This window comes from Edaphosphingomonas laterariae (genome assembly GCF_900188165.1).
Classification (GTDB): domain Bacteria; phylum Pseudomonadota; class Alphaproteobacteria; order Sphingomonadales; family Sphingomonadaceae; genus Sphingomonas_E; species Sphingomonas_E laterariae.
Map to the genome: position 1 here is coordinate 1 of NZ_FZOS01000030.1, position 21800 is coordinate 21800.

Annotated in this window: 20 protein-coding genes and 1 pseudogene; 9 read left to right on the forward strand and 12 right to left on the reverse strand. The window is 65.2% G+C overall.

Annotated elements, in window-relative coordinates; genetic code table 11:
* Positions 1-95: 95 nt before the first annotated feature.
* Positions 96-877 (reverse strand): annotated as a pseudogene (locus CHB74_RS22835) (IS5 family transposase).
* Between the two features lie 163 nt (positions 878-1040).
* On the opposite strand from CHB74_RS22835, the gene CHB74_RS17840 reads away from it, so the two are divergent.
* The 3 genes from CHB74_RS17840 (at position 1041) to CHB74_RS17850 (ending at position 6039) form a co-directional block, all read left to right on the forward strand.
* The gene (locus tag CHB74_RS17840) at positions 1041-1562 is read left to right on the forward strand and encodes an RNA polymerase sigma factor (RefSeq protein ID WP_089220895.1); all 522 of its coding nucleotides are present in this window, start codon (positions 1041-1043) and stop codon (positions 1560-1562) included.
* Positions 1559-2590: a FecR family protein gene (locus tag CHB74_RS17845; RefSeq protein WP_089220896.1), complete on the forward strand. Its 1032-nt coding sequence runs from the start codon at positions 1559-1561 to the stop codon at positions 2588-2590. Before CHB74_RS17840 ends, CHB74_RS17845 begins: the two co-directional genes overlap by 4 nt.
* Positions 2591-2799: 209 nt before the next feature.
* Positions 2800-6039, forward strand: coding sequence for a TonB-dependent receptor (locus tag CHB74_RS17850; RefSeq protein ID WP_089220897.1), 3240 nt, complete (start codon positions 2800-2802; stop codon positions 6037-6039).
* Positions 6040-6111: 72 nt separating this feature from the next.
* On the opposite strand, the gene CHB74_RS17855 is transcribed toward CHB74_RS17850, so the two are convergent.
* On the reverse strand, positions 6112-6468 hold the full coding sequence (locus CHB74_RS17855; RefSeq protein ID WP_089220898.1) for a hypothetical protein: 357 nt from the start codon (positions 6466-6468) through the stop codon (positions 6112-6114).
* A gap of 138 nt (positions 6469-6606) precedes the next feature.
* Here CHB74_RS17855 and CHB74_RS17860 point away from each other — a divergent pair, with 138 nt between their 5' ends.
* Together CHB74_RS17860 and CHB74_RS17865 are read left to right on the forward strand one after the other, a co-directional pair.
* The gene (locus CHB74_RS17860; protein WP_245843006.1) at positions 6607-7740 is read left to right on the forward strand and encodes a sensor histidine kinase; all 1134 of its coding nucleotides are present in this window, start codon (positions 6607-6609) and stop codon (positions 7738-7740) included.
* Positions 7733-8353, forward strand: coding sequence for a response regulator transcription factor (locus CHB74_RS17865; RefSeq protein ID WP_089220917.1), 621 nt, complete (start codon positions 7733-7735; stop codon positions 8351-8353). Before CHB74_RS17860 ends, CHB74_RS17865 begins: the two co-directional genes overlap by 8 nt.
* Positions 8354-8371: 18 nt before the next feature.
* On the opposite strand, the gene CHB74_RS17870 is transcribed toward CHB74_RS17865, so the two are convergent.
* Entirely contained in the window at positions 8372-8599 is a 228-nt protein-coding gene (locus CHB74_RS17870; protein WP_144033849.1) for a multidrug efflux MFS transporter, read from the reverse strand.
* Positions 8589-9902: an oxygen-independent coproporphyrinogen III oxidase gene (hemN, locus tag CHB74_RS17875; RefSeq protein ID WP_089220900.1), complete on the reverse strand. Its 1314-nt coding sequence runs from the start codon at positions 9900-9902 to the stop codon at positions 8589-8591. Before hemN ends, CHB74_RS17870 begins: the two co-directional genes overlap by 11 nt.
* 139 nt (positions 9903-10041) lie before the next feature.
* Between hemN and CHB74_RS17880 the strand changes: the two genes are divergently transcribed.
* Positions 10042-10698, forward strand: coding sequence for an OmpW/AlkL family protein (locus tag CHB74_RS17880; RefSeq protein ID WP_089220918.1), 657 nt, complete (start codon positions 10042-10044; stop codon positions 10696-10698).
* Positions 10699-10736: 38 nt separating this feature from the next.
* Here the strand turns inward: CHB74_RS17880 and ccoS are convergent, their stop codons facing one another.
* The 8 genes from ccoS to ccoN are packed head-to-tail and all read right to left on the reverse strand — an operon-like array spanning position 10737 to position 18437.
* Complete coding sequence (gene ccoS, locus CHB74_RS17885; RefSeq protein ID WP_089220901.1) at positions 10737-10898, reverse strand: cbb3-type cytochrome oxidase assembly protein CcoS; 162 nt, start codon at positions 10896-10898, stop codon at positions 10737-10739.
* Complete coding sequence (locus tag CHB74_RS17890; RefSeq protein WP_089220902.1) at positions 10895-13027, reverse strand: heavy metal translocating P-type ATPase; 2133 nt, start codon at positions 13025-13027, stop codon at positions 10895-10897. The genes ccoS and CHB74_RS17890 overlap by 4 nt, the downstream gene beginning before the upstream one ends.
* On the reverse strand, positions 13024-13488 hold the full coding sequence (locus CHB74_RS17895) for a FixH family protein (protein ID WP_089220903.1): 465 nt from the start codon (positions 13486-13488) through the stop codon (positions 13024-13026). The genes CHB74_RS17890 and CHB74_RS17895 overlap by 4 nt, the downstream gene beginning before the upstream one ends.
* Positions 13485-14936, reverse strand: a complete 1452-nt coding sequence (gene ccoG / locus CHB74_RS17900) for a cytochrome c oxidase accessory protein CcoG (RefSeq protein ID WP_089220904.1) — start codon at positions 14934-14936, stop codon at positions 13485-13487. The genes CHB74_RS17895 and ccoG overlap by 4 nt, the downstream gene beginning before the upstream one ends.
* Positions 14923-15861: a cytochrome-c oxidase, cbb3-type subunit III gene (gene ccoP / locus CHB74_RS17905; RefSeq protein WP_144033850.1), complete on the reverse strand. Its 939-nt coding sequence runs from the start codon at positions 15859-15861 to the stop codon at positions 14923-14925. The genes ccoG and ccoP overlap by 14 nt, the downstream gene beginning before the upstream one ends.
* Positions 15854-16015 carry a cbb3-type cytochrome c oxidase subunit 3 gene (locus CHB74_RS17910; RefSeq protein ID WP_089220905.1) on the reverse strand — a complete coding sequence of 54 codons (162 nt, stop codon included), beginning with the start codon at positions 16013-16015 and terminating at the stop codon, positions 15854-15856. Before CHB74_RS17910 ends, ccoP begins: the two co-directional genes overlap by 8 nt.
* Positions 16012-16746 (reverse strand): cytochrome-c oxidase, cbb3-type subunit II, encoded by a 735-nt coding sequence (gene ccoO, locus CHB74_RS17915; RefSeq protein WP_089220906.1) that lies wholly within the window; start codon positions 16744-16746, stop codon positions 16012-16014. Before ccoO ends, CHB74_RS17910 begins: the two co-directional genes overlap by 4 nt.
* Before the next feature lie 11 nt (positions 16747-16757).
* Positions 16758-18437 carry a cytochrome-c oxidase, cbb3-type subunit I gene (ccoN, locus tag CHB74_RS17920; RefSeq protein WP_089220907.1) on the reverse strand — a complete coding sequence of 560 codons (1680 nt, stop codon included), beginning with the start codon at positions 18435-18437 and terminating at the stop codon, positions 16758-16760.
* Positions 18438-18777: 340 nt separating this feature from the next.
* On the opposite strand from ccoN, the gene CHB74_RS17925 reads away from it, so the two are divergent.
* The 3 genes from CHB74_RS17925 to CHB74_RS17935 all read left to right on the forward strand — a co-directional run bounded on the left by CHB74_RS17925 (position 18778) and on the right by CHB74_RS17935 (position 21752).
* Positions 18778-19437: a Crp/Fnr family transcriptional regulator gene (locus CHB74_RS17925; protein WP_179220900.1), complete on the forward strand. Its 660-nt coding sequence runs from the start codon at positions 18778-18780 to the stop codon at positions 19435-19437.
* A gap of 187 nt (positions 19438-19624) precedes the next feature.
* On the forward strand, positions 19625-20545 hold the full coding sequence (locus CHB74_RS17930) for a VOC family protein (RefSeq protein WP_218821464.1): 921 nt from the start codon (positions 19625-19627) through the stop codon (positions 20543-20545).
* 13 nt (positions 20546-20558) lie between these two features.
* A complete protein-coding gene (locus tag CHB74_RS17935; RefSeq protein WP_089220920.1) occupies positions 20559-21752 on the forward strand; it encodes a flavin-dependent monooxygenase in 1194 nt (397 codons plus the stop codon).
* The last annotated feature ends 48 nt before the right edge of the window (positions 21753-21800 follow it).

The following is a 21800-nucleotide window of genomic DNA, read 5'->3' on the forward strand; positions in this document are numbered from 1 at the left end:
CTCGTCCATCGCCAGCCTCCGTCAAGCTGGCTCCCCATGAATCAGGGAAATCTCTCCTTGGGAATCCCAAAAATCACACTTCTGCCAAAGTAGCGCTAGGTCGCGTTGACAAAGTCGGGTAGCCACCTGCGGACGGCGGCGAGGTTGAGGAAGCTGGCGAAGGACAGAGCGGTTTTGTCGTAGCGGGTGGCGATACGGCGCTGGTGCTTGAGAAAGCCGAACATGCGCTCGATGCGGTTGCGGTCCCGGTATCGGCGAAAGTCGCAGGCAATCGGTTCGCGGCGATTGGACTTGGGCGGGATGATCGGCAGGATACCGCGCATCAGCAGGCTTTGGCGGACGCCATCACCATCATAGCCCTTGTCGGCCAGCAGCGCTTTGGGCGTGGCGACCGGCAGAGCCATGAGCGCCTCAATCGCCCCATAGTCCGATGCCTCACCCCCGGTCAGGATGAAGCCGAGAGGGCGTCCTTGATTGTCACAGCGGGCGTGGACTTTGCACGTAAAGCCACCGCGTGATCGACCAAAAGCCTCCTTATCAGTCCCCCTTTAGCGCCCGCAGCCGAAACATGGCCGCGAACCGTGGTGCTGTCGATCATGTGCTGCCAGTCGTCGGTCAGCCCGAACTCGACCAGCGTCGCCAGCATCGCGTCCCAGACGCCTTGTTCGGCCCAGCGCCGGAACCGGACATAGACCGAGTTCCACTTGCCGTAGCGCTCGTGCAGATCGCGCCAGGGGCAGCCCACCCGCAGGACGTGCAACATGCCGTTGAGATAGCGCCGATTGTCATGGGCCGGTCGCGACTTGCGGCCCCGCTCCGAGGGTAAAAGCCCCTCGACCACAGCCCATTCCTCGTCCGTCAGATCGCCACGCGCCATTGCCGCTCCCCGCAAAGAGCAGCTTTGAATCAGAGATCAGACTGTTTGGGAATCCACTTTGTCAACATGACATAGGTGAAATTTCCGCGCCTTCCCAAAATTCTGCTGTGTGATCCGCATGCTGGTGCGTCTTACTGGCTGAACCGGCCTTTTGCCGAAGAGGATGCGTGCCCTGTCGCCAGAGCGGGAACCCGAGCTCACACAGCATTATCGCCGCTGGCGGCCGGCGCTGATGTCCTATTTCCTGAAGCGCGTGCATGACCATGCCGAGGCGGAGGATCTGACGCAGGAGACCTTCACACGCCTGTTTGGCGGGGCGGCGGCGGATACCGGGTTCCATGCCGGCTATGTCTTTCAGGTCGCTGCCAACCTTTTGCGGGATCGCGCGCGGCGGCTGAAGGTGCGCACCGACCATCAGGATGCGGTTGATACCCTTTACGGCCAGGGGGTGGACTGGCTGGACCCGGAGAAGCTGGCCGCAGGGCGCAACGCCCTGTCGCGCCTGATGGCCGGGCTTGGTGAACTGCCCGAACGAACACGGACGATCTTTGTGCTGTATCGCGTTGAAAATATGGACAAGCGCCTGATCGCGGAAAGCTTTGGCATTTCGGCGAGCGCGGTGGAAAAACATGTGACGCGCGCGCTCACCTTCCTGATGGCGCGTGCGCGGGGGGAGGGGCGATGAGCCTGATCCCGCCGCACCAGAATGCCGCATCGCGCGACGACGAGGCCGCCTTGTGGTGCATGCGGCTTGGCGCCGCCCCGGTGGGCGCGGTCGAGCGCGCTGCATTCGACGCGTGGATTGCGGACGACCCCGCCAATGCGATGGCGTTCGAGGAGGCGTTCGAAGTCTGGCAGGCGATGGATGCGGCCCGCGACATGCCCGAGATGATCCGTTTCCGGGCCGAGGCCGTGGAGGCGCTGCGCGACGCAAACGAACGCCGCTGGTCGCGCGGGTTGCGGGCGCACTGGCGCGGCGTGGTCGCAGCGGCGGCCTGTCTGGCGCTGGCTTTCCTGCTGGCGGTCCATTTTTTCTACGATCCCGCCCGCGTGTACGAAACCGGCCTCGGTGAACGCCGCGTCGTCATGATGGAGGATGGCACAAGGCTGACGCTGGATGCCGCCACGCGCGTCGAGGCGCGCATGGAGGATGACAGCCGGCGTATCGAGCTGGTCAGCGGGCGGGCCCGCTTCGATGTCGCGCATGATCCGCTGCGCCCGTTGAGCGTGCTCGCGCGGAACCGGCTGACCGTCGCCACGGGCACCGCGTTCAGCGTGGAACTGCTGCCGCGCCAGATGCGGGTGGTGCTGTATGAAGGCAAGGTCGAGGTGATGGAGCGCCCGCGCGACGGGAAGCCCGTGAACCTGCTCGGCAATGCCCATGGCGGCGCGGCGCTGGTGCCGGGGCGCGAACTGGTCGCGTCGACGGAGGGGCGGCAGGTCCGCGTCGCCGAGGCCGATATTTCCCGATCGCGTGATTGGGAGAGCGGCCAGCTGAGCTTCGATGGCGAGCCTTTGGCGCTGGCTGTCGAGCGCATCAATCGAGACGCGAAGGACAAGCTGATCGTGGCCGATCCCGGCATCGCCAATTTCGCCATCGTCGGCACGTTCAACGCGGGCGATACCGAAGCCTTCCTGGAAGGCGTGAGCGAGCTTTATCCGGTGCGCGTCGAACGCGGGGAAGGGGCGGTGATCCTGAAGAAAGGCGGCTGAACGGCCCGGCTGCCGGCCGCGATAGCCCCCGCTGGCTGCCATCGTCCGCGATGGGGCTGGCGTGCTTGCGTGTGCCGAATTTTCAGAATAACCTGATGATAATTAGATAAAAATAATGGATGGTTCGGTGCGATGATGGGAATGTCGCGCGTATTACTTCCGTGACAGCAAGTCGAAATCAGGGTTGCTGCGAAACGGAGGGGGTAATCATGACGCGGGGCATTCTGCGCATCTATCTGTTTTCGGCAACCGCATTGTCGGCGCTTGCCATATCCGCCGCGCCACCTGTCGCGGCGCAGACCAGCGAACAGCTTTATGACTTCGACATTGCCGGGCAGGGGCTGGGCGATGCGCTCAACGCTTTTGCGCGGGCGTCGCGCCAACAGATCACGTTCGATCCGGCGGTGGTGCGTGGCAAGACGAGCCCGCCGGTCAAGGGCCGGATGAGCGCCCGCGCCGCGCTCGATCAGTTGCTGGCCGGATCCGGCCTTTCGGTTCGCGTGGGCCGGACGGGCTTGTTCATCGTCGAGCGGACGGCGGCGCCGGTGGCGGCGACATTCGGCGGCGCGGACGGGCCGGATGCGCCGTCCGCCGATATCATCGTCACGGCGCAGAAGCGCGAGGAAAGCATCCTCAACGTGCCGATCGCAGTCACGGCCCTTTCCAACACCGCGTTGCAGGAACGCAAGATCGATGGCGGGCCCGATATCGTGCGCGGCGTGCCGAACATGAGCTTCTCGAAAAGCTTTTCGAGCATGTACAATATCTCGATCCGCGGCATCGGCACCAAGGCGCTCAATTCATCGAGCGATCCCGGTGTCGCGGTCAGCTACAACAATACGCCACTGATCCGCAACCGCCTGTTCGAGCAGGAATTTTTCGACATGGCGCGACTGGAAGTGCTGCGCGGGCCTCAGGGCACGCTGTATGGGCGCAACGCCACCGGCGGCGTGGTGAACATCATTCCGGCCTTGCCGGATGATGAATTCAGCGCCGAGTTCAAGGGCGAGATCGGCAATTACGAAACGCGGCGGCTGAACGGGATGGTCAACATTCCGATCACCGACACCTTCGCTATTCGCGCCGCCGGGGCGATGACCAAGCGCGACGGGTTCGATTACAACACCTTCACCCAGAACCGCGTCAACGGCCGGGATCTCTGGTCGACGCGACTGTCAGCGCAATGGGAACCCAGCGACAGCTTCAAAGCCAACATCATCTGGGAACATTTCGAAGAGGACGATGATCGTTCCCGCACCGGCAAGGCCTTGTGCACCACCGACCCGGGCCCGACGACCGTCCGCAGCGCCACCGTGCCCGATTTTCTGCGCGGCCGGATGAGCCAGGGGTGTCTTCCGGGTTCCATCTATGACGATGCGGCCTTCGGCATTCCCAACCCCAATTCGGTCACATCGCTCTTCGTGCTGCAATCGCTGAGCCTGGGCATCGATCCGACGGATCCGTTCGCTTACCAGCAAGTGCCCGTCATCGCCGGCAACCCCTATGAAGGGATCGTCCAGTCCCGGAATCCGCGCCAGGTCGCAACAGCGGTGGATCCGGTCTTTCGCGCCAAGAACGACGTGGTGCAGCTCAATTTCGAAGGCGAAGTGAGCGATGGCCTGACACTGGTCTCGCAGACCGCCTATAGCCGCGATCGCTGGTATTCATCGCAGGACTATAATCGCTTCGCGTCCAACCCCGCGTTCAACGATTCGCGCGGCTTGCTGAACGCCTTCCTTGTTCCTTATGCCGATGACGGCTGGACCCCCGGCGGAATCTACAACGATCCGCAACTCGGCCCATCGGACCGCATCCTCGCCGTCGACATCAACCGCACCGATACGCGCCAATGGACGCAGGAGTTGCGGCTGCAATCGGATTGGGACAGCGCGTTGAACTTCAACGTTGGCGCCAATTATCTCGATTTCAAGACGACCGACGACTATTACGCGATCAGCAACATGTTCAACATGATTGCAGAGTTTTTCTATAGTCGAGACATCTTCCCCGAAGGCGGCACGCCGCCTGTGCACGGGACGATACCCTGCGCCCTGGGTCAGGTTGAGCCCGCCTGCATCTATATCGATCGCAACCCCATCGGGCAGCTCGACGATCAGGGGCACAATTACTTCCTGAGCCGCAACAAGGTGAGGACCAAATCCTGGTCGCTGTTCGGCGAAGGCTATTGGCAGGCGGCGGATGACGTCAAGGTCACACTGGGTCTTCGCTACACGCATGATGACAAGGATCAATCGCAGATCCCCAGCCAGTTGCTGCTGTTCGACAGTGTTCTCGTCGGCGGCCAGGTCAATAGCGGCTACCCGGCCCTACCCGATATCGAGCAGGAATGGGGCAAGTTCACCGGCCGCCTCGTGGTCGACTGGAAGCCGGAACTGGGTTTTACCGATGACACGCTGATCTATGGGTCCGCGTCGCGCGGCTATAAGGCCGGCGGCGCCAACCCGCCACGGGTCGATTTCGATCCGCGGACCGTGCAGTATCTGCCGCTGCCCGATCGCTACAAGCCGGAATATGTCAACGCTTTCGAGATCGGAACCAAGAACAGCCTGGCCGGCGGCAAGGTGTCGCTGAACGCCACGGCTTTCTTTTACGACTATAAGGATTATCAGGTTTCGCAGGTCACCGATCGCATCACGCAGACCGAAAATTTCGGCGCGCAGACCTGGGGCCTGGAACTGGAAGGGGCGTGGCGGCCCAGCCGGGCTTTTCGCATGGATGCCAATCTCGGCCTGCTCGAAACCCGGCTGAAGAAGGGCGCGAAATCGATCGACATCATGGATCGCACCCAGGGCAATGAGGACTGGACGGTCCTGCGGCCGTGGCTGCAGGCGCCCTCCAACTGCATCGCGCCCACCGAACATGTCGAAACGATCCTGAATTCGCCGTTCGCCAATACGTCGTTCGGGCAATATGGCTTGGCTGCGCTCTGCCCCGGCGTCTCGGGCTTTGGGACGTTCGATCCCAACGGGCCGGCCGGCCTGTTTCCCTTTTGGCAAATCTTCGGCTTCACCTACCTTCCGACCACGGAAGCCCCGAATGGCGGGCGCGGCTGGGATGCGGATCTGGAAGGCAACGAACTGCCTAATTCGCCCAATCTGACGTTCAACATTGGCGCCCAATATAGCCTTTTCTTCGACAATGATGACTGGTCGCTCACATTTCGTGGCGATTATTACTATCAGTCATCAAGCTACGCCCGTGTCTACAACACGACATTCGACAAGCTTAAAAGCTGGGACAACCTCAACCTCTCCCTCACCCTTGGGAAAGAGGACGGGGATTTTGCGATGCAGTTCTATGTGAAGAACGTATTCGATTCCCAGCCGGTCACCGATTTCTTCCTAAGCGCCGACGACATCGGCCTACCCACGAACACATTCTACCTGGACCCGCGGACATATGGGCTGAACGTGACGGTTAAGTTCTGATGAAAACGACGAATTTGAAAATCGGAAACTGTCGGTACGAGAGGGTTAGAGCCTCCCAAGAAGGCTTCTGCATCACGCCCCGCACTCGACGATGCGGAATGGTAGTGTGATGCCGTCGGCTTCCGCGATCAGCGCGGTGGTTCCGGGGCGGATCGGATCGGCGATGCGCAATTGGGGGGCGCCGTCGTCGGCCGAGACGGCGAAGGAGAAGGCCCAGCCGGCCGGCTTGCGCAGCAGATAGCCGGATTTGTCGGGCTGGTTGGGCCAGTGCCGGCGGACTGTCGCATAGCCGGGATGGTCCGCCAGCCGCGCCTCGTCGACGCTGCCATCGTCGTTAAGCGGCAGCCGGAGCAGATAGGCGCGCGCCGCCGATCCGTTGGGGAAATCGGGGGTACCGGCAAGCTCCAGGCGAACGGTTTTCCACGTCATGCCGAACTTGTGTCCGCCCTGCGCGGGCAAGCATATACGCGTTCCTACGGAGGTGCGGCGGCCCGGTGCGCGTTCACGGCATTCAAGCGGGTCAAATCGGCCAATTGCACATGCGCCGGTTCCGGCTAGGAAGGGCGGGTGACGATATCGAAGCCGACGACCGACGCGCATCTGCGCTCGATTCTTGCAACCGTGCCCGATGCGATGGTGGTGATCGATGCGCGCGGCACGATCCTGACGTTCAGCAGCGCTGCCGAGGAGATGTTCGGCTATGCCGAGGCGGAGATCGCCGGCGAGAATGTGAGCGTGCTGATGCCATCGCCCGACCGCGAGCGGCATGACGGTTATCTCGATCGCTATGCCCACACGGGCGAACGGCGCATCATCGGCATCGGCCGCGTCACCACGGCGCGGCGGCGGGACGGATCGACCTTTCCGATCGAATTGTCGGTGGGCGAGGCGCAGACCGCCGACGGCCGCGTCTTCACCGGCTTCATCCGCGACCTGACCGAACGGCAGCAGGCCGAACGCCGAATGCAGGATCTGCAGGGCGAGCTGGCGCATGTATCGCGGGTGAGCGCGATGGGATCGCTGGCGTCGGCGCTCGCCCACGAACTCAACCAGCCGTTGACCGCGATCGCCAATTATATGGAGGGCGCGCGCGATCTGCTGGAGGCGCCGGACGCGGACAGCATCGCGATGGTGCGCGAGGCGCTGGAGGCGGCGGCCGAGCAATCGGTGCGCGCGGGCCAGATCGTGCGGCGCCTGCGCGATTTCATCGCGCGGGGCGAGAGCGAGAAGCGCATCGAAAGCCTGCGCAAGCTGGTGACCGAGGCCAATGCGCTGGCGCTCGTCGGCACCGGCGAACGCGGCGTGGAGGTGCGGATCGCGCTCGACCCCGCCAGCGATCGCGTGCTGGTGGATCGCATCCAGGTGCAGCAGGTGCTGCTCAACCTAATCCGCAACGCATTCGAGGCGATGGAGGGCGCGGCGGTGTGCCGGCTGGAAATCTGTTCTAGCCTCGACGACGGCAATATGGTGCATGTCATGGTGGCCGACAGCGGCACGGGGCTGGACCCCGAGGTGGCGGGCCGGCTGTTCGAGCCTTTCTTCAGCACCAAGGATTATGGCATGGGCCTTGGCCTGTCGATCTGCCGCACGATCATCGAGGCGCAGGGCGGCAGGATCTGGGCCGAACCGTCCGAGTTCGGCGGCACCGCCTTCCACTTCACATTGATCGCGGCGACCGGGGATGAGGCAGGCGATGTCTGACAAGCGCGTTTATCTGGTGGATGACGAGGAAGCGATCCGCCGTTCGGCGAGCTTCATGCTGCGCGCTTCGGGCCATCAGGTTGAGGCATTCGCGTGCGGCGACGATTTCCTGAAGGTCGCCCGCGATCTGGAGCCAGGCTGCGTGCTGCTCGATATCCGCATGCCGGGCAGCGACGGGCTGGCCGTGCAGCAGGCGCTGGTCGATCGCGGGATCATGCTGCCCGTCATCATCATGACCGGCCATGGCGATATCGGCATCGCGGTGCGGGCGATGAAGGCCGGCGCGGTCGATTTCATCGAAAAGCCGTTCGAGAAGGCGGCGCTGCTCGGCGCGCTTGAACAGGGCTGGCTGCGGCTCGATCGTTCGGTGCGGCAGCATGTGCAGGCGCAGGACGCGGCGCAGCGGCTGAAAGTGTTGACCGCGCGCGAACGCGAGGTGCTCGACGGACTGGTCGAAGGCCTGCCCAACAAGACGATCGCCTTCGATCTGGGGATCAGCCCGCGCACCGTGGAAATCCATCGCGCCAACCTGATGGTCAAGCTGAAGGTGAGGAGCCTTTCGGAAGCGCTGCGGCTGGCCTTTGCGGCGGCCGAGGCGGAGGGCATCGTCTGACGCCGGGAGGCGGCTGAATCAATGCCCGCGCCGTTGTTTCTTGCGCGGGCAGCCGAAATGGCAGGCCTTGTCGCAATCGGCGGCGGGCGAACGATCATCTTCGCCGCCGGCGGGGAGCGCAATCCAGCGAATGCCCGCCTGGGAGCAGATGCTGACCATCGGCCCCGCCTGCGGCCGCGCCCCGGCAGGCGCGACCAGCATTGTGAGCGCGGCCGTGGCGAGGATGAGCCCCCGCCTAGATCGCATTGCTGAACCGCCGCACGTCGGGCTGGCGATAACCGTCGAAGCAGGCGGCGATGGCGCGGGCATAAGGCAGCGCCTCGGGCATCAGGCGCAGGCTGGCGCCATCGAGCCGCACCAGATTGCGGGTGATGAACGGCGCCAGCCGCACGCGCATGTCGGGCAGGTTGGACAGGTCGGCCTTGCCCTGACAGAGCAATTGTTCGATCACCCGGCCGCGCAGCCGATCCTCGGCATTGCGGAACAGGCCGCGCGTCTGCGGCAGGCGCCCGGCATCCACGATCATGCGATAGCGGCCGTTATTCTTTTCGGCTTGCAGGATGCGATCGGGAAAGCTGCTGATCGCGGTGGCGCCGAGGCCGATCAGAATATCGGCGGCATCATCGGTGAAGCCCTGGAAATTGCGGCGAAGCGTGCCGCCATAGGCCGCCATCGCCAGCGGATCGCCGGGCTTGGCGAAATGATCGAAGCCGATCGCGCGATAGCCCCGATCGACCAGCAGGCGGTGGCCGGCGGCGGCCTGCGCGAAGCGCGCGCGCGGATCGGGCAGCGCCGTCGCGTCGATCCGGCGCTGGCGCGGGATCAGGTGCGGGACATGGGCATAGCCGAACAGTGCGATGCGATCGGGGGCCATGGCGCAGGCCTCGTCCAGCGTCGCGGCGAGATCGCTGAGTTCCTGGCCGGGCAATCCATACATCAGATCGAAATTGATCGAGCCGACGCCGGCAAGGCGCAGCCATTCCATCGCCTGCGCGATCATCGCCGGCGGCTGGACGCGGCCGATCGCCTGCTGGACGGGTTCGCACAAGGTCTGCACGCCAAGGCTGACGCGATCGACGCCGAGCGCCCCCAGCATGCCTGCCCATTGGCGGGTGAAGCCGCGCGGGTCGATCTCCACCGAAATCTCGGCGGTGCGCGCATCGAACAGTGACTGGATGCGATGGGCGAGCGTGAGGAAGGTGAGGGGCCCCAGCGCGTTGGGGCTGCCGCCGCCAAAGGCGATCCGGCTTACCCGCGCCCGGCCGCCCAGACGTTCGGCGACCAGTGCGATTTCGGCATCGAGTGCATCGAGATAGGCGGCAAGCCGGGCTTCGCGGTTGGCGGCGCCGGTGTTGCAGCCGCAATACCAGCAGATCTGTTCGCAAAAGGGGATATGCACGTAGAGCGAGACGGGCGTGCCTTCGGCCACGGCGTCCAGCGCGGCGCCCATGTCGGCGGCGCCCGGCCCATCGTGGAATTCGGCGGCGGTGGGATAGCTGGTGTAGCGCGGCACGGCGGTTTCCAGCAGCTCGGGATGATAGGTCCACATGGCGGCACGCTAGGCCTGCCCGGCCGCCATTCCCTTGATCCACATCAAATGACGCGGCTTGACCTGGATCAAGGACCGGGTGGCGCATCGCGGCCACGTTCAGGTGGCAAATGGCATTGAAACGAAGGGACTAACAGCCATGCGAAATTTGATCGCCCTGGTTCTCGGCAGCGCGGCCGCCATCGCGCCGCCCGCGCATGCCGAGGCGGGCGACGTCTATCTCCGTCTGCGCGGCATCGTCGTCGCGCCCAATGAAAGCTCCGGCAGCATCCTTCCCGCCTTTCCGGGCGAGAAGGTGAAGGTGGACAACAGCGTGATGCCCGAAGTGGACGTCACCTGGATGGCGACCGACCATATCGGCCTGGAACTGATCGCGGCGACCACCAAGCACAGCGCCTCGGGCCGCACGGGCACCACCGGCGGCATCGGCAAGCTGGCGTCGACCTGGGTGCTGCCGCCGACGCTGACCGCGCAATATCACCCGATCCCCGATGGCCCGGTGCGGCCCTATATCGGCATCGGCGTCAACTACACCGCCTTCTATTCGGAAAAGCCTTCAGCGGCGCTTGAAGCGGCGGTGGGCGAAACCCGCGTGTCGATGAAGGACAGCTTCGGCTGGGCGCTGCAGGCCGGCGTCGATGTCGACCTGACGAAGAAGGTCTTCGTCAACCTCGACGTCAAATATCTCGATATCGACACCACAGCGACGTTGCGGACCACCGCCGCCGGCACCCAGCGCGTGCGTGTCAGCCTCGATCCGCTCGTCTTCGGCGTGGGGCTGGGCATCAGGCTCTAGCGTCCGCCGCCAACGCTCTCTCCGACTGCGGGGTGGATCTAGCGATCCGCCCCGTTCTTTTTGTCGTCTTCGATCAGGATACGCAGCGCAGCGCCGTCGAGATCGTCGAACTGGCCGCCGCGCAGCGCCCACAGGAAGGCGCCCAGCCCGCCAAGGCCGAGCAGCAGGGCAACGGGGATCAGGAAGGCAAGTCCACTCATCGAGCAGCCTTTCGCAAGCGCAGTGCATTGCCGACGACGATCAGCGACGAACCCGACATCGCCAGCGCCGCCACCAGCGGCGTGACATATCCGAGAAACGCCATCGGCACGGCGATCATATTGTAGCCGATCGCAATCGCGAAATTCTGGCGGACGACGCGCATCGTGCGGCGCGCGGCGCGGATCGCGGTGGCCACCGGCGCGATACTGTCGCCCAGCCACACGGCGTCCGCCGCGTTCTGCCCGGCGTCACTGGCCGAGGCCGGCGCCATCGAGACGTGGCCCGCGGCAAGCGCGGGGCCATCGTTCAGGCCGTCGCCGACCATTAGCACCTTCGCACCGCCGGCCGACAGCCGCGCGATGGAGGCGAGCTTGTCCTCCGGCAGCATCGCGGTCTGGGCGGTCAGGCCGAGGGCACGGGCAACCGGCGCCACCGCCGCCGTGCGATCGCCGGACAGAATGGAGGAGGAAATGCCCAGGGCGCCCAGTTCGGCCGGAAGCGCCACCGCGCCGGGGCGCAACTGATCGTGGAAGCGGAGCGTGATCGCGGTTTCGCCGGCAATCTCGAACCGGCAGGCCATGGCGCTGCCCGCACCATCCACGTCGTCGGCGCGACCCAGTCGAACGGCCTTGCCTTGCCATGCGCCGCTGAGCCCGGTGCCGGGTGTTTCGGCGATGGCGTGGATGTCGGCGGCGGCGATGCCTTCTGCTTCGATCGCGCGGCGCAATGCCTGGCTCAAAGGGTGGCGGCTGGCGCGGACGAGGCCGAGCAGCACCGATTGCTGGCCGGTGGAAAGATCGGCCAGATTATCCGGTTCGGGGCGGCCGAGGGTCAATGTGCCGGTCTTGTCGAACAGCGCGCGATCGGCGTCGGCAAGGCGTTCGAGGGCGGAGCCGTCCTTGACCAGCACGCCCGCGCGCATCAGCGCCCCGGCGACGACGATCTGCGCGGCGGGGACGGCGAGGCCCAGCGCGCAGGGGCAGGTGATGATCAGCACCGCGACCGCGATCAGCAACGCATCATGCCAGCCCGCGCCGGCCAGCATCCAGCCGGCGAAGCTGAGCGCGGCGAGCGTGTGGACCGCCGGCGCATAAAGCCGGGCCGCGCGATCGGCGAGGCGGACGTAGCGGGAACGGGCCTGCCCCGCATTTTCCATCATCCGCGCGATATCGGCGATGGCGGTGTCCGGTCCGGCGGCGGTGACGCGAACGGTGACGGGCGCGTCCAGATTGAGCGTGCCGGCGTGGACGGCATCGCCGGGGAGCGCGCGCTGCGGGGCGCTTTCACCGGTCATCAATGCGCGGTCGAAGTGGCTTTCGCCTTTCTCGATCACGCCATCGGCGGCCAGCCGTTCACCGGCGGCGACGATCATCCGCATATTGGGCGCAAGGCTCTGCGCGTCGCGCCATGCGGTGCTGCCATCGGGCTTGAGCACCAGCGCGCCGGGCGCTGTATGCTTGAGAAGCGCCGTCACGCCGTCGCGCGCGCGATCGCGCATCACGCTGTCCAGCACGCGGCCGACGAGCAGGAAGAAAAGCAGCATCACCGCGCCATCGAAATAGGCATGCGGGCCGCCGACGATGGTTTCGAACAGGCTCAAGGCGCTGACCAGCGCGACGCCGATCGCGATCGGCACGTCCATATTGGTGCGGCCGTGGCGCAGTGCGGCCCAGGCGGACTTGAAGAAGGGGCGGCCCGAATAAGCGACGGTGGGCAGCGCGATCAGCGCTGACAGCCAGTGGAACAGATCGCGTGTTGCGCCGTCCGCCCCCGACCAGACCGAAACCGAAAGCAGCATCACGTTCATCGACGCGAAGCCCGCCACGGCCATCGCGCGGACAAGCTGACGGCTTTCGCTATCCTTGGTCTCGGCGGCTTCGGCGAGCGGCTGGGCTTCGAAGCCGAGGCTGCCGATCATGTCCAGCAGATCGGGCACGGCCATGTCGGGCGCGTGCGCGATCGCCACGCGCTTTGCCGTGAAGTTGACGCGCGCGGCGGCGATGCCGGGCGCTTGCGCCAGCCCGTCCTCCAGCTTGGCGATGCAGCCCGCGCAGCGCAGCGACGGCACGGAAATCAGCGTCTCGGCAAATGCCGTGGATGCGGTGGGGGAGGGGCCCGGCGCGTTCATTGCACCGTCTCGACACGACGGATTTCGTGGCCACCCTGCGCGATCGTCAGCTGAAGCTGCCAGCGGCCGGCGGGCAGCGGCCGGCTGGCGCGCAGCCGGCCCGGCGCGGTGGCGACGAAATCCATCGCGATGCTCGGTTCGCGGCCGAGCGGGTGGGCGGCGATGCCGCTCGCGGCCACGCCCGCCAGCGGCTTGCCGTCATGGGCAATTTCGATCAGCGCATGGCGCGTCTCGTCCAGCCCGATGCGCGCTTCCCACCCCAGCGCCTCCTGCGCGCGGGCCTGTTCCAGCCAGCCGTTGAACTTCTGGCTGGCGACATAGCTGTTGTCGACGACGGTGCCGCCGAAGGTGCCGACGGCAAAGCGCGCCATCACCAGATTGACTGCGATGACGACACCGAAAAAGGCGATCAGGATCGTCGCCATATGGCGGCCGGTGAACGGCCTTGGGCTGGGATTCATGGTGTCGCCTCCGGTCTTTCGAACTGCGCGTCATCGCTGCTGGTGCCGCCATCCGCATCGAGCGCGCGGACGGTGAAATGGATCGGCGTGCGCTGTTCGCCCTCGGTGCCCGCCGCGACGAAGATGCGGACCTTGGCCACGCTGTCGGCATCGGCGGCCACGCGCACGGTTTGCCGTGCGGTTTCCCGTGTGCCGCCTTCCGACCACAGCACCGCGCCGGGCAGGCCGGCGAGGCCGATTTCGACGGTGCGGGGCCGCGCTTCCATGTTGCGGATCTTGATGGTGTAGTTGTTGCGGATCGTGCCGTCGGCAAGCCGCACATAGACCGGGTTGCGATCCTGCAGCGCGCTGATGCCGATGCGATCGCGGGCGCCGAGCATGAACAGCATGGCGATGCCGATGCCTGCCCACACGACGAAATAGATGATCGTGCGTGGGCGCAGCAGCGTCTTGAGCAGAGGGCGGGGCGCGGCGCCCTTCTTCTCGCGCTCGGCATCCTCGATCGTGCAATAGTCGATCAGGCCGCGCGGGCGATCGATCTGCGCCATCACCTTGTCGCAGGCGTCGATGCACAATGCGCAGGTGATGCAGCCGATCTGCGGGCCTTCGCGAATGTCGATGCCGGTGGGGCACACGGCCACGCATTGCAGGCAATCGATGCAGTCGCCCGTCGGCAGGTGCGTGTCGTCGGCCTTCTTGATGCCCCGGCTGCGCGGTTCGCCACGCCAGTCCTTATAGGTGACGATCAGCGACTTTTCGTCGAGCATCGCCGTCTGGATGCGGGGCCAGGGGCACATATAGATGCACACCTGTTCGCGCATGAAACCGCCGAGTACGAAGGTGGTGAGCGTCAGCACGCCGACGGTGGCATAAGCGACCGGCGCGGCATCGCCCGCCAGAAAGTCGCGCGCCAGCGTCGGCGCGTCGGCGAAATAGAAGATCCAGGCGCCGCCGGTGGCGACGGCGATCAGCAGCCAGACGCTCCATTTGGCGAGGCGGCGGGCGATCTTGGCTGGCCCCCACGGCGCCTTGGCAAGGCGGACCTGCGCGTTGCGATCGCCGTCGATGAAGCGTTCGACATGCTGATAGAGATCGGTCCACACCGTCTGCGGGCAGGCATAGCCGCACCAGGCCCGGCCGACGGCGGATGTGACGAGGAACAGGCCGATCCCCGCCATCACGAGCAGCCCCGCGACATAATAGAATTCGTGCGGCCAGATCTCGATCGCGAACATGTAGAAGCGGCGATTGGCGAGATCGACCAGCACCGCCTGATCGGGGGCGTAGGCGCCGCGATCCCAGCGCAGCCAGGGGGTGATGTAATAGATGGCGAGCGCCACCACCATCACCGCCCATTTGAAACGGCGGAAGGGGCCGTCCACCGCCTTCGGGTAGACGGCCTTGCGCTTTTCGTAGAGCGCGGGGCGGGGTTCTTCAGGGATGGACATCGGCCTTCGCTCCGTCCGCCGGCACGGCCGCCTGCGCCGTCTGGTCGACCGGCATCGCCTCGCCACCGCCCAGCGAATGCACATAAGCGGCCAGCATCCTGATCGTCGCGGGATCGAGCTTTTCGTTCCAGCGCGGCATCACGCCATAGCGGCTGTTGGCGATCGTCGCGGTGATGCTGGCGGGATCGCCGCCATAGAGCCAGATCGCGTCGGTCAGATCGGGCGCGCCGACCGTGCGATCGCCCTTGCCTTCGGCCCCATGGCAGACCGCGCAATTTTCCGCGAACAGCTGCCCGCCGCGCCGCGCCGCCGCATCGGGCTTCTGCGCGCCGGAAAGCGTGCGCACATAAGCGGTGACATCGGCGATCTGGGCCGCTTGCAGGATGCCGTCGCGCCCGAAGGCGGGCATCTGCGAGAAGCGGGTCGCTTCATGGTCGGGATTTCGGATGCCGTGGGCGATCGTATATTCGATGGTCTTGAGATCGCCGCCCCACAGCCATTCGTCGTCATTGAGGTTGGGGTAGCCCTTCGATCCCGCCGCGCCGGAACCATGGCACTGCACGCAATGCACCTTGAACGCTGCCCGCCCGCCTTCGACGGCCGCCTGCATCAGCTGCGGATTGGCGGATACCTGCTCGATCGGCGTGTTCGCCAGCGCCTGCGTAATCGGTGCGCGGCGTTGCGCCTGCGCGTCGAGTTCCTGCTGCAACTGGCCGCGGCTCGACCAGCCGAGCATGCCGCTGGTGGCATCGCTCAGCATCGGCCAGGCCGGATAAGCGATGGTGTAGACGACGCCCCAGACGATCGTGGCGTAGAGCGTCCACAACCACCAGCGCGGCATTGGCGTGTCGAGTTCCTCGATGCCATCCCATTCATGGCCGACGGTTTCGGTGCCCGTCGCCTGATCGACGCGTTTTTCAGCCATTGTCCACGTCCTCGTCGAAGATCATGCGGGCGGCGCGGTCATGATGCGCGGCGGCGCCCTTGCGGAAGGTCCATCCGATGCAGGTGACAAAGATGGCGGCGAGGAAGACCAGCCCCCAGCTGTCGGCCAGATGGCGCAGCGCGTCGTAGCTCATCGGCGCTGCTCCTGCGGGGCGGCGGCCTCGAAATCGACCAAGGTGCCCAGCATCTGGAGATAGGCGACGAGCGCGTCCATCTCGGTCACCTTGGCCGGGTTGCCGTCGAAATCGCGGACCTGCGCCTTGGGGTAGCGTTCCGCGAAGCCATCGGAATCGTGATCGGGATTGGCCTGGTGGCGCAGATCGTCGGCAGCGGCCGCGATCGCCTTGTCGTCATAGGGCACGCCGACGCGCGAGAGCGCGCGGAGGTGCTTTTCCATGCCGTCCGCCTTCAATTCGCGTTGGGCGAGGAAGGCGTAGCCGGGCATGATCGATTCCGGCACCACGGAGCGCGGCTCCTTGAGGTGCTGGACATGCCATTCATCCGAATAGCGCCCGCCGACGCGCGCGAGATCGGGGCCGGTGCGCTTCGATCCCCATTGGAAGGGGTGATCGTACATGCTTTCGGCCGCCAGGCTGTAATGGCCGTAGCGTTCCACTTCGTCGCGGAACGGGCGCACCATCTGGCTGTGGCAGGAATAGCAGCCCTCGCGGATGTAGATGTTACGGCCGGCCTGTTCCAGCGGGGTATAGGGCCGCATCCCCTCCACCTTCTCGATCGTGTTGTCGATCCAGAAGAGGGGCGCGATTTCCACGATCCCGCCGATCGCCACCACCACCAGCGACAGCGCGCCGAGCAGCGTGACATTGCGTTCGATCCGCTTGTGGTCGAAAAATTTGGTCGCCATGTCGTGCTTCCTTACTCGGCGGGCTGCGGGGCGGCTTGGGGGGCAGGGGCGGCGAGCGGGCGATCCCGCGCGGGATCATAAGCCGGCATGCTCATCGGCTGTTCGTCGCGCTGGCGGCCCGCGATGGTTGCCCACACGTTCCACACCATCACCACGGCACCGGCGAGGTAGAGGGCGCCGCCCACCGCGCGGAGCACGTAATAAGGGAACATGGCGGCGACGACTTCGGAGAAGGCGTAGACCAGATAGCCGTCCGACCCATATTCGCGCCACATCAGGCCCTGGGTGATGCCGGCCACCCACATCGCGGCGGCGTAGAGCACGATGCCCAGCGTCGCGAGCCAGAAGTGCCAGTTGACCATGCGCAGCGAATAGAGCCGTTCACGCCCCCAGAGACGCGGCACGAGGAAGTAGATCGCCGCGAAGCTGATCATCCCGTTCCAGCCGAGCGCGCCGGCGTGGACGTGGCCGATGGTCCATTCGGTATAGTGGCTGAGCGAGTTGACCGCCTTGATCGACAGCATCGGCCCTTCGAAGGTGGCCATGCCGTAAAAGGCCATCGCCATCACCATCATGCGGATGATCGGATCGGTGCGGATCTTGTCCCATGCGCCGTTCAGCGTCATCAGGCCGTTGATCATGCCGCCCCAGCTCGGCATCCACAGGACCACCGAAAACACCATGCCCAGCGTCTGCGCCCAATCGGGCAGCGCGGTGTAGTGCAGGTGGTGCGGCCCTGCCCAGATGTAGAGGAAGATCAGCGACCAGAAGTGGATGATCGACAGGCGATAGCTGTAGACCGGCCGTTCCGCCTGCTTGGGCACGAAGTAATACATCATCGCCAGGAAGGGCGTGGTCAGGAAGAAGGCGACGGCGTTGTGGCCGTACCACCACTGGGTCAACGCATCCTGCACGCCGGCAAAGGCGGAATAGCTTTTCGATCCGAACAGGCTGACGGGGATCGCCAGATTGTTCACGATGTGCAGCATCGCGATGGTGATGATGAAGCTGAGGTAGAACCAGTTCGCCACGTAGATATGCGGTTCGCGGCGCTTCAGGATCGTGCCGACGAACACGACGAAATAGGCGACCCAGACGATCGTGAGCCACAGATCGACATACCATTCGGGTTCCGCATATTCGCGGCTTTCGGTGATGCCGAGCACATAGCCCGTCGCCGCCAGCACGATGAACAGCTGGTATCCCCAGAAGACGAAACGGGCGAGCGTCGGGAAAGCGAGCCGCGCCCGGCAGGTGCGCTGGACGACATAATAGCTCGTCGCGATCAGCACGTTGCCGCCGAAGGCGAAGATCACGCCCGACGTATGCAGCGGGCGCAGCCGGCCGAAGCTGGTGAATTCGGACCCGAGGTTGAGCGCGGGAAAGGCGAGCTGGAGCGCGATGAACAGGCCGACCAGAAAGCCGACCATGCCCCAGCCGATCGTTGCCAATATGCCCCAGCGGACCGGATCGTCATCATAGACGCCTTCATCCGCCGGCACTTTCAGCACGCCACGCGCGAGCGCGGCATAATCGGTGCGGCTCATGCCCACCCACATCGCCGTCAGCGCGGCGAGCGCGACGATCGTCATGTGGACGGCGAAGCCGGAATCGTTCGCCAGCATGATGCCGACGAAGGCTAGCAGCGCGATGGCGAACCACCCCCCTGTCTTGAGCAGCAAGCTTTCCATTGTCGTCCTGTTCCCGCCTGTCCGTGCGATGCTGTCTCCGCGCTGCGGCCGCGCGGCCGCGACGTGCGCGATTTCAACGCTGTGGGCCAAATGGGCGGCGCGGCGATATACGGGATATCCCTAGGCTCGCGGACGCGGCCGACTACGTAGAATTGCGGCTTACGCGGCGCGGCCGCAGCCAATAGGCCTTGTCCCATGGCTCCACCGCCCGGCGCATTGATCTGGATCATGACGGGGCGAATTTTTCGGGGGACGACGAACCATGGCGTCATTGGCATTGGCCGTAGCCGATCAGGCCTTAGCGGATCTGCCGCCCACCCATCCGTGCGGGACGTGCCCGGTGCGCGACATCGCGGTGTGCGGCGCGCTCGACGATGCGTCGTTGCGCTGTTTCAAGGAAGGTGGGCCGACCGTCGCCTATGATGCGGGCGAAACGGTTGCGTTCGAAGGCGATGCCGCGACCAGCGTCTATACGCTGACCGCCGGCCTGCTTCGTCTGTCGCGTTTCCTGCCCGATGGCCGACGGCAGATTGCGGGCTTCCTGTTCCCCGGCGACTTCCTGGGCCTGACGCTGGAAAAGGAACATGCCTTCACCGTGCAGGCGGTGGTGCCGTCCACCCTGTGCCGCTTTCCGCGCCCGCGCTTCGACAGCTTCGCGGCGGGGCAACCGGCGCTTGAGCGGCGGCTTTATGCCCTTGCCGCGCAGGAACTGGCGGCGGCGCGCGAGCAACTCGTCCTCCTCGGCCGCAAGACCGCGACCGAACGGATCGCGTCCTTTCTGCTGATGCTGGCCCGGCGCGGGCGGGCCGAGGGGACGGCGGCGGACGATATCCGCATTCCCGTCTCCCGCGCGGACATGGGCGATTATCTCGGCCTGCGTATCGAGACGGTGAGCCGTGAACTCAGCAATCTCAAGGCCGCGCGCGTCATCCAGTTCACCGGCCGCCAGACCTTGCGGCTGTGCGATCGCGATCGGATCGAGCAACTCGCCGAGGGCTGATCCGGCGCATCGGTTTGTTGCTTTGCGTATTGTTTTACGCATATCGGCATCATGAGGCATTCATGGTGCCGATATTCGTTTTATGATCTGGATTGGGAATCGCATTTCGCGCTAATTTGATCTGGATCAATGAAGCGATCCACCCACCGTCTATCCTCACCCGGTAAGGACAGACCGGGAGGCGAGGGTGAGGATCAAGGCGCTTTCATATGCGGTGGTCGACGCCGTTGCGCCCGAAGCATGGGCGCGTTTCGGCGAAGATGTGCTCGGCATGATGGCGATTGCCGGCGATGGCGGCGTGGCCCTGAAGATGGATGCCCGCGCGGGCCGCATCTTCATCCGCCCAGGCGCGGTCGATCGCTACGCGGCGAGCGGCTGGGAAATCGCCGATCAGGCACAATTCCGCGCCGCGCTCGACAAGCTGAATGCCGCTGGCGTCGCCTTCACCCGTGGCACGGCGGCGGAATGCGCTTTCCGCCATGTCCAGGATCTCGTCCGTTTTCAGGATCCTTCCGGCAACCAGCACGAACTGGCGCTGGGTTTCGTTACCGATTTCGCCGGTTTTCAGTCGCCGCAGGGGGTGCCGCGTTTCATCACCGATGAACTTGGCTTCGGCCACGTCGTGCTGCCCGCGCCGGATTTTGATCGAACGGCAGCCTTCCTTGCCGACGTGATGGGCTTCGGCCTGGCCGACATCTTGGTCCACCGCCCGATGGGGCCGGCCGGCCCCGCGCAGCGCATCCATTTCCTCCATTGCGACAATGGCCGCCACCACAGCCTTGCTTTGTTCGAGGGCGAGGTGCCGGCGGGCTGCGTCCACCTGATGGTCGAGGTGGAAAGCATGGACGAAGTGGGCCGTGCTTATGATCGGATGCTGCGCGCCGGCGTGCCGCTGATGGCCACGCTCGGCAAGCACACCAACGATCATATGACCAGCTTCTACATGGCCACGCCGGGCGGCTTCGCGCTCGAATATGGCTATGGCGGCCGGACCGTCGATTGGGACCGGCACACGCTTTTCGAAAGCACGTCGGTCAGCCTCTGGGGTCACGACTTCAGTGTCGGCTTCGCCGCCGCCGATCCAGCAACGCTCGCCAATGCGGCCTGACGGGAGACAAATGATGCACGGTTCCAGCGCCCTATCTTCGCAAGAAACCGCCGAATTGCTCGCCCGTGCCGGGGCGATGGTGCCCACGTTGCGGGCACGCGCCGCACAGTGCGAGGCGGAGGGCAAGGTGCCTGACGAAACCATTCGCGACTTTCAGGAAGCGGGTTTCTTCAGGATCCTCCAGCCGGCGCGGTGGGGCGGGTTCGAGATGGACCCCGAAGCCTTCTACGCCGCCCAGATGAAGCTCGCCGAAGGCTGCATGTCCTCGGCCTGGGTGCTCGGCGTGGTCGCGGTGCATAACTGGCAGCTCGCGCTGTTCGATCCGCAGGCGCAGGCCGATGTGTGGGCCGAAGACAGCAGCACGCTGATCGCTTCGTCCTATATGCCGCGCGCCAAGGTGGTGCCGGTGGATGGCGGCTACCGGATCAGTGGCCGCTGGGGCTTTTCCTCGGGCGTCGATCATTGCGCCTGGGTGTTCCTCGGCGGGCTTGTGCCCGATCCCGAAGGTGGCGCGCCGGATTACCGCACCTTCCTCGTCCCGCGCGCGGATTTCACCGTCGATCGTATCTGGGATACGCTGGGCCTGCGCGGCACCGGCAGCCAGGACGTCGTGGTGGAGGACGCGTTCGTGCCGGCCTATCGCTCGCACCGTTCCAAGGACGGTTTCGCGGCAACCAGCCCGGGCCTGAAGCTCAACGACGCGCCCTTGTTCAAGCTGCCTTTTGGCCAGATCTTCGTCCGCGCCGTCTCCTCCTCGGCGATCGGGGCGCTGCAAGGCGCGCTGGACCAGTTCCGCGACTATGCGGCGGGCCGCGTCAGCAGCAATGATTTCTCGCGCACGGCGGACGACCCCGACGCGCAGGTGATCGTCGCCGAAACCGCCGCCGCGATCGACGAGATGAAGCTCACGCTCAACCGCAATTTCGCGGCGTTGATGGCGGGGGCGCGGGCCGGTGAGGTGCCGGCGCTCGATCAACGGCTGCTGTTCCGTTTCCAGTCGGCGCAGGTGCTCGATCGCTGCGCCCAGCTGATCACGCGGCTATTCTATTCGTGCGGGGCGCAGGGCGTTTATCGCACCAGCCCGCTGGCGCGCACCTTCGTCGATATCCACACCGGCCGCACGCATGTGGCGAACAACCCGCTGAAGGTGGGCCGCAATGTCGGCGGCGTCATGCTCGGCAACGCCAATAGCGACACCTTCGTCTGAACCACCCCAACGAAGCGGGGGAGGCGCGACGGCACCCCGCCCGACAAT